Origin of the sequence: Clostridium folliculivorans (assembly GCF_024341905.1) — a bacterium.
GTDB lineage: Bacteria > Bacillota > Clostridia > Clostridiales > Clostridiaceae > Clostridium_AR > Clostridium_AR folliculivorans.
In genome coordinates this window covers 1-430 of sequence record NZ_BQXY01000042.1, presented here as the reverse complement: position 1 = coordinate 430, position 430 = coordinate 1, and the positions used below count along the sequence as shown (strand labels likewise).

Annotated in this window: 1 rRNA gene; it reads right to left on the bottom strand. The window is 47.9% G+C overall.

Features of this window, described 5'->3' with window-relative positions:
• Positions 1-430, bottom strand: a 23S ribosomal RNA gene (locus OCU55_RS23810); the annotation flags it as partial.

The window sequence follows — 430 nt, the reverse complement described above, 5'->3', positions numbered from 1 at the left end:
CAACATCCTAGTTGTCTTAGAAATCCCACATCCTTTTCCACTTAACTTATACTTTGGGACCTTAGCTGACGATCTGGGCTGTTTCCCTTTTGACTACGGATCTTATCATTCGCAGTCTGACTGCCGGACTAATACTATATGGCATTCGGAGTTTGATAAGGTTCAGTAAGCGATATGCCCCCTAGCCCATTCAGTGCTCTACCTCCATTAGTCATATCCGACGCTAGCCCTAAAGCTATTTCGGGGAGAACCAGCTATCTCCGAGTTCGATTGGAATTTCTCCGCTATCCACAGCTCATCCCATGGTTTTTCAACACCAACGTGGTTCGGTCCTCCACGAAGTTTTACCTTCGCTTCAACCTGGCCATGGATAGGTCACCCGGTTTCGGGTCTACGGCATGCAACTAGTCGCCCTATTCAGACTCGGTTT